The organism is Archangium sp., assembly GCF_036389735.1.
Classification (GTDB): domain Bacteria; phylum Myxococcota; class Myxococcia; order Myxococcales; family Myxococcaceae; genus Archangium.
In genome coordinates this window covers 1-6,769 of the sequence record NZ_DASVWK010000079.1, presented here as the reverse complement: position 1 = coordinate 6,769, position 6,769 = coordinate 1, and the positions used below count along the sequence as shown (strand labels likewise).

At 70.5% G+C, this 6,769-nt stretch carries 7 protein-coding genes and 1 pseudogene; 6 read left to right on the top strand and 2 right to left on the bottom strand.

Going from position 1 to position 6,769, the window contains the following annotated elements:
• A pseudogene (locus tag VF794_RS03190) lies at positions 1–341 on the bottom strand (hypothetical protein); the annotation flags it as partial.
• Positions 342–413: 72 nt separating this feature from the next.
• Between VF794_RS03190 and VF794_RS03185 the strand changes: the two are divergent.
• From VF794_RS03185 to VF794_RS03175, 3 genes are all read left to right on the top strand, one after another.
• Positions 414–1,529, top strand: coding sequence for an acyltransferase family protein (locus VF794_RS03185; protein ID WP_331107574.1), 1,116 nt, complete (start codon positions 414–416; stop codon positions 1,527–1,529).
• Between the two features lie 75 nt (positions 1,530–1,604).
• Positions 1,605–1,949: a TRL domain-containing protein gene (locus VF794_RS03180; protein WP_331107572.1), complete on the top strand. Its 345-nt coding sequence runs from the start codon at positions 1,605–1,607 to the stop codon at positions 1,947–1,949.
• Positions 1,950–2,119: 170 nt separating this feature from the next.
• On the top strand, positions 2,120–3,208 hold the full coding sequence (locus tag VF794_RS03175) for a cytochrome-c peroxidase (RefSeq protein WP_331107570.1): 1,089 nt from the start codon (positions 2,120–2,122) through the stop codon (positions 3,206–3,208).
• Between the two features lie 37 nt (positions 3,209–3,245).
• On the opposite strand, the gene VF794_RS03170 is transcribed toward VF794_RS03175, so the two are convergent.
• Entirely contained in the window at positions 3,246–4,421 is a 1,176-nt protein-coding gene (locus tag VF794_RS03170; RefSeq protein WP_331107569.1) for a tRNA-uridine aminocarboxypropyltransferase, read from the bottom strand.
• Positions 4,422–4,611: 190 nt separating this feature from the next.
• On the opposite strand from VF794_RS03170, the gene VF794_RS03165 reads away from it, so the two are divergent.
• The 3 genes from VF794_RS03165 to VF794_RS03155 all read left to right on the top strand — a co-directional run.
• A complete protein-coding gene (locus VF794_RS03165; RefSeq protein WP_331107567.1) occupies positions 4,612–5,289 on the top strand; it encodes a hemerythrin domain-containing protein in 678 nt (225 codons plus the stop codon).
• 36 nt (positions 5,290–5,325) lie between these two features.
• The gene (locus VF794_RS03160; RefSeq protein ID WP_331107565.1) at positions 5,326–6,075 is read left to right on the top strand and encodes a 16S rRNA (uracil(1498)-N(3))-methyltransferase; all 750 of its coding nucleotides are present in this window, start codon (positions 5,326–5,328) and stop codon (positions 6,073–6,075) included.
• A 49-nt stretch (positions 6,076–6,124) separates the two neighbouring features.
• On the top strand, positions 6,125–6,769 hold a 645-nt coding region (locus VF794_RS03155; protein ID WP_331107563.1), incomplete at its 3' end, for an aminopeptidase P N-terminal domain-containing protein.

Here is a 6,769-nt window from a genome sequence, read left to right as displayed (position 1 = left end):
GCCCAGGACAGGCCCAGCCCGGTGGCCGTGCCCACCGCGTCCCAGGTGAGGTCCTTGAAGGAGAAGAAGCTCCCGCGCCCGGCGTCATGGAGTTCCTTGCCGACGCCCGCGGTGAGCGCCACCCCGGCGCCGGTGAGCCAGCGTGCCCCGGGCTCGTCGAAGAGGAGCGCCCCGCCCCCATACCCCGCGCCGGCCAGGCCCGCGCTGACGCCGAAGTGCAGCACCTTGTCCTGCCCGAACCAGTCGTCCCGGGAGGGAATCTCGGGCTCCTCACCCCGGGCGGACGGCGGCACGAGCAATGACAGACACACCAGGGCCAGGAGGTTTTCACGCAGGGTCATGACGCACCATGACATCACCCCTGGCGGCAGATTTCGAGACGCGCGGCCCTCCTGCACGTATGCTCTGATTCCGTGACCCGACCTGGTACCTCGCTCTTCGATCTCGGCAAGCCCTCCGCACGTCATCCCGGACTCGATGGGGCACGAGGCCTGGCCGTGGTCGCGATGGTGCTGGGGCACACGCTGGACGCGCTGCTCGCCCCCGCGACGCGCGCCAATCCGTGGGTCCAGCGCTACTGGGAGCTGCGCGGCATCACCGCGCCCCTCTTCCTGCTGGTGGCCGGCTTCGCGGTGGTGGCCGCGCTCGGCACCTCGAAGGAGAGCGCGGGCGAGTCCTTCGGCCGCCGGGCGCGGCGGGCCCTGCTGCTGCTCTTCCTCGGCTACTTCCTGCACTGGCCGGGCTGGGACACCGTGCACGCGCTCGGCTGGGGCGTGGAGCTGCGCTCGCACGTCTTCTCCTTCGATGCGCTCCAGAGCATCGGCGTGAGCCTGCTGGTGGGCGCGGCCGTGCTGACGCTGGCGCACGGCACCTGGACGCGGGCGGTGGTGCTCGCCGCGCTGGCCGTGGGCATCCCCCTGGCGAGCCCCTTCTCGTGGAGCGCCGCCACGGGCTGGCCCGTGGAGCTCCAGCAGGCGGTGGGCATGCCCGGGACACGTTTCCCACTCTTCCCCTGGGCGGGCTACTTCTTCGCCGGGGCGCTCGCGGCCCACCTGCTGCGACTGCTGCGGCCCGGCTGGCCCCAGGGCCTGGCCCTGGTGGCGCTCGGTGCGGGGCTGCTCCTGCTCACGCGGCGGCTGCCCGCGGACTGGAGCCCCACCAGCGCGTGGCTCGTCGCCTTCCGCGTGGGCGAGGGACTCCTCGTGCTGGGCGCCGTCAACCTGCTGCCCCAGGTGTTCTCCCGGCCGCTGGCGCCGCTGGGCCGCACCTCCCTGTGGCTCTACGTGCTGCACCTGCCGGTGGTGTACGGCTGGGCCGGCACGCCGGGCCTGGCCTCGCGCGTGGGCCCCACGCTGGAACTGCTGCCCGCGCTGGGCATCGGCATCGGGCTGCTGGCCGTGTGCTTCGCCATCGCCCGACTGGCGAGCCTGGTGCGTGGTGGGCAGCGTCGCTCCGCGGATGCCCAGGCGTGGCGTGCCCGTCCTGTCGTCATGGACGGCGCCGCGCTGCGATCCGGCCAGCGCATCTGAGAGGGTTTACATCCTCCTCCGGGCGAGCTACATGCGCGCCGCTTGCTTCCCCACAGGCAGTCCAAGCGAGGAAACATGAACCTGCTTCGTAAGCTGTCCGTCGTCGCCGTCCTCTCCCTGGGTGCCTCCGGCCTCTCTGGCTGCGCGGGCGTGGCCTTCGCCGGCCCGGGCGCCATTGGCTTCACCAGCCTGTACACCAACACCACGGGCAACCAGTTCGTGAACGAGCAGACCAAGCTGGGCTCCAAGTCCGGCGAGGGCTGCGTGACGTCCATCCTCGGCCTCGTCACCACGGGCGACGCCGGCGTGTCCGAGACGGCGCGCAAGGCCAACATCAACCGCGTCACCCACATCGACTACCGCTTCGAGAACATCCTCGGCCTGTACGCCAAGTACTGCGCCGTGGTGTACGGCGACTAGTCGCACCTCGTCTCACCGGAGGAAGCGGGTAGCACTCGGGGCGGAATGCCCCACGCTCGTTTCCTCCGAGCGTGCAAGGCTGCTAATTTCCTGACGGCTTCCGGCCTCCCCATCCCCCCGGACCCATTCATGGGCTCCCGGCCGTGAAGCTCAGTGAAAGAGCAGACTCCATGCGACTCAAGACCCTCGTACGTCCCCTGTTGCTGATCGCCGCCACCGCGGCGGTGCCTGCCTTCGCGCAGGCCGCCAAGCCGGCCCCCGCCGCCGCTCCGGCCGCTCCGATCACCGCCCCCCAGAAGGCCGTCATCGACCGGGCCATCCTGGGCGTTTTCAAGGCGCTGCCGACCCGCTTCGAGAACGTGCAGAACCCCCTCACCCCCGCGAAGGTGGAGCTGGGGCGGATGCTGTACTTCGAGAACCGCCTTTCGAAGAACCACGACGTGTCGTGCAACAGCTGCCATGACCTGAACAACTTCGGCGTGGACGGCAAGCCCTTCTCGCCGGGCCACAAGAAGCAGCTCGGCGGCCGCAACTCGCCCACCGTGTACAACGCCGGTGGCCACGTCCTTCAGTTCTGGGATGGTCGCGCGCCCTCCCTGGAGGAGCAGGCCAAGGGCCCCATCCTCAACCCCGTCGAGATGGCCATGCCCAGCGAGGCGGCCGTCGTCGAGACGCTGAAGTCCATCCCGGGCTACGTCACGGCCTTCCAGAAGGCCTTCCCGGGCGAGGCGGACCCGGTGAACTACAACAACGTGGGCAATGCCATCGGCGCCTTCGAGCGCCAGCTGGTCACCCCCTCGCGCTTCGACAAGTACCTGGCCGGTGACGAGAAGGCCCTCACCGAGGCGGAGAAGGTCGGCCTGTCCAAGTTCCTCGAGCAGGGCTGCCAGACGTGCCACAACGGCCCCGTCATCGGTGGCTCGCTGCAGAAGCTGGGCCTCGTGGTGCCCTTCCAGTCCAAGGACCAGGGTCGCTTCGACCTGACCAAGCAGGAGACGGACCGGATGATCTTCCGCGTCCCCACCCTGCGCAACGTGGCGAAGACCGCGCCCTACTTCCACGACGGCTCGGTGAAGGACCTGCCCACGGCCGTGAAGCTCATGGCGCAGCACCAGTTCGGCAAGCAGATCACCGACACGGACGTGAACCACATCGTCACGTTCCTCGGTTCGCTCACCGGCGAGCTGCCCAAGAGCTACATCGCCAAGCCGAAGCTGCCGGCCAGCGGTCCGAAGACCCGGAAGCCGGACCCGACGTGATGTGATGTGAAGCACCGGCCTCCGCCCGGGAGGATGGCTACGACGCCATCCGCTGCCTGGGCGGGGGTTGGGTGGCCCGGCCCCGCTCGTCGAGGCCCCGGACCACCGCCTCCAGGGCCGCGATGCGCCGACCGGCGCGCCCCTGGGCCCACTGCTCCGGAAGCCGCGCTCCCAGCAGCTCCACGGCCTGCTCCACCCCGCCCGTCTTCTGCTTGAGCGCCCGCGCGCACGCGAGCCGCACGTTCACCGCCTCGGGCACTGGGAAGCCGTCGCGGCGCAGCAGATCCAACGCGAACGTCGTCCACACCGCGAGCTTGTCCCCCGGGCGCAGGAAGGCCTGGAAGCGCGCGAGCCCCGCCTCCACCGGCTCACCCGCCAGCAGCGCCTCCGGCGGCAGCTCCACGTGCAGCGACGTGCTGCGGGCCAACGGCTGCCTCGGGGCGAGCACCACCTCGAAGCGCTCGCCCGTGGCCGGGCGCATCGCCACCAGGTGCACCAGCTCGGAGGGGAGCTCCTGCTCCGCGGGGTGCGCGTTGGCCTCGGCATAGAGGAGCACGAGGTTGGGGAAGCGCTCGGCGATGGTGCGCAGTTCCAGCGGCGGCTGCCACGCGGACTTGTAGAGGCGCTTGCGCGGCGGATCCGCCCGCGTCGCCTGTCGGTCCAGCTGCGTGTCCACCATGAAGTCGAAGGCGCGCAGCATGGTGTCGAAGTGCGCCTGGTTGCCCTCGAGCGCCCCCAGCACCTCCACCACCGCCTCGATGGTGGAGACACAGTGCTCCGCCGGCTCGGCGCGGATGCGGTAGTTGCTCGGGCGGCGCGGGACGAAGCCGATGCGCGGCAGCCCCGCCAGCAGCGGGTTCGTCTTCACCACCTTGCGCGCCAGCGGCCAGGTGCCGTCCACCACGATGAGCGTCTCGGGCGGCTGCTCCCGCGCCTCCTCCAGCGAAAGGGCCTCCTCGCCCGGGAAGAGGACCGCCACGCGCTCGGGGTGGGCCGCGAGCTGCTCCAGCCGCGAGTGGCCGGTGAAGTCCACGCCCACGTAGAGCTCGGAGTTGGGCAGCGCCAGGTGCGCCATGCGGGCCGTGCCGATGGCCACCCGCCGCTCGCGGGGGTGCTGGAGGAAGACGACCCGCGTGCGCGAGTCCACCTGCGGCACGCGCGCGCAGTAGCACGTGGTCTGGGGACGAAGGCAGCGGAGGCAGAGGGAACGCACCTCGCCGCTTTAACGGTACCTCGGGGGGGCCGGCAAGGACTGCCCGACTGGATGCTCGCCCGCATGCCCCCCGAGCGGCCATTTGCCCTTTGACGCCGAGTGCGAGCACGAAGCGCACACCATCGCCACCCTTTCGAGCAAACGGGCCACGCCATTCCGGCACGGGCCCCATGAAATAGGAGGGCGTTCAATGGATGCCATTGCGCTCCTGAAGGCGGACCACAAGACGGTGGAGACGCTCTTCCGCAAGTTCGAGCAGGCGGGCCCCAACGCGATGAAGCTCAAGCGCAAGCTGGTGGATCAGATCGTCCGCGAGCTCGCCGTCCACGCGGTCATCGAGGAGCAGGTCCTCTACCCGTCGATTCGCAACAAGGCCGAGAAGCTGGAGGGCCAGGTGCTCGAGGCGCTCGAGGAGCACCACGTAACCAAGTGGCTGCTGAAGGAGCTGGAGGACCTGCCGTCGGAGGCCGAGCGCTTCAATGCCAAGGTGAAGGTGCTGATGGAGAACGTCCGCACCCACGTCCGGGAGGAGGAGCGCGAGCTGTTCCCCCAGGTGCGCAAGGCCTTCAGTCCGAGCGAACTCCGGGACATGGCCGAGGCGCTGATGCTGGCCAAGAGGGCAGCCCCCACGCGGCCCCACCCTCGCGCGCCGGACACCCCGCCGGGCAACCTGGTGGCGGGCGCCGTGTCGGCGGTGCTCGACATGGGCAAGGACGCGATGCGGGCCGCGCGCCGCAAGGCGGAGGGCATGTCCCCCCTGCCCTCGCCGCGCGCCGGCAAGCGCTCCCGTGGGAAGGCCGCCAACCAGGACTCCTCGCGGCGGGGCAACGGGCAGGGCACGGAGATCGAGGCCCACCTCATCATGTAGGCCCCTTCTCCAGCGTTCCTCGGGGAGGATGCGGCCATGAACCTCCTCCTCCTCCAGGACGCGGACTTCCTCCCCGACGGCACCGTCCAGATGACGGGCCGTCGGGCCCAGCACGCCCGCGAGGTGCTCCGTGCCGAGCCCGGAGAGAGCCTCCGCGTGGGCAAGCTCGGCGGGCTCGTGGGCACCGGCGAGGTGCTGGAGAACACCCCTGGGCTGCTCCGCCTGCGCGTCTTCCTCACCGAGCCGCCTCCGCCCCGCGCGGGCGTGGACCTGTTGCTCGCCATCCCCCGCCCCAAGGCCCTCAAGCGCGTGCTGCCCGCGGTGGCCCAGCTCGGCGTGGACCGGGTGGTGCTCGTCAACGCCGCCCGCGTGGAGAAGAGCTACTTCGACTCCAAGGTGCTGGCCCCCGACTTCGTCGAGGAGCTCCTCCACCAGGGACTCGAGCAGGCACGCGACACCCGGCTGCCCGAGGTGCTCGTGCGCGAGCGCTTCCGCCCCTTCATCGAGGACGAGTTGGACACCGTTTTCGGCACCGAGGCCGTCCGGCTGCTCCCCCACCCTCCCGCGCTCCAGCCGCTCTCCCAGGCGGGCGCGGGCACCGCACCCCGGGTGGTGCTCGCCGTGGGTCCGGACGGCGGCTGGGTTCCCTTCGAGACGGAATTGCTGGAGGCCCACGGCTTCCGCCCCTTCTCGCTGGGCCCTCGCATCCTCCGCGTGGAGACGGCCGTCCCCGTCCTCCTGGGCCAGGTGGCACTCCTTCGGGCGGACATTGCACGCACGACGTAGTGCATCGGGCTTGAAGGGGCGCGATGGGTTGTTGAAGAGTCGGCCCCCTATGGCGAAAACGACCAAATCCAAAGCCCAAGCCGTCGCAGTCACCGAGTCGGAGCAGGCACCGGAGCAGCAGCCGCTCATCACCCCCGAGTCGGAGGTGAAGACGAAGCCGGCCAGCCACGACACGACGCCGCCCCCCGCGCTGCTCGATTTCATGATGCAGGGGTGGAAGCCGCAGAGCGGCAAGGCGCCGCCGAAGCTGAAGAACGCGGACGCCTTCGAGGCCCGCCGCCGGGAGCTCTCCAAGCTCTTCCCCGGCGAGACGCTCGTCATTCCCACCGGCCACGAGAAGGTGCGCGCCAACGACACCTACTACCGCTTCCGGCCGGGCACCGACTTCTACTACCTGACGGGCAACATGGAGCCCGACTGCGTGCTGGTGCTCCAGCCTCGCGAGGGCGGAGGCCACACGGACATCCTCTTCGTGGAGCCGAACCCGGGGCGTAGCGACTCCACCTTCTTCACGGACCGGGTGAAGGGCGAGCTGTGGGTGGGCCCGCGCCTGGGCGTGAAGGAGAGCCAGGCCCGCTTCGGCGTGGACGAGGCGCGCGGCCTCGACGAGCTGAAGGACTACGTCGCCAGCCTGCATGGCGCGGTGAGCCGGCCCACGCGCGTGCTGCGGGGCTTCGCGCCCAAGGTGGAGACA

Excerpts from the sequence above, each read along its gene's own strand:
- VF794_RS03180 (WP_331107572.1), top strand. The coding sequence starts at position 1,605 with ATGAACCTGCTTCGTAAGCTGTCCGTCGTCGCCGTCCTCTCCCTGGGT.
- VF794_RS03175 (WP_331107570.1), top strand. The coding sequence starts at position 2,120 with ATGCGACTCAAGACCCTCGTACGTCCCCTGTTGCTGATCGCCGCCACC.
- VF794_RS03165 (WP_331107567.1), top strand. The coding sequence starts at position 4,612 with ATGGATGCCATTGCGCTCCTGAAGGCGGACCACAAGACGGTGGAGACG.
- VF794_RS03160 (WP_331107565.1), top strand. The coding sequence starts at position 5,326 with ATGAACCTCCTCCTCCTCCAGGACGCGGACTTCCTCCCCGACGGCACC.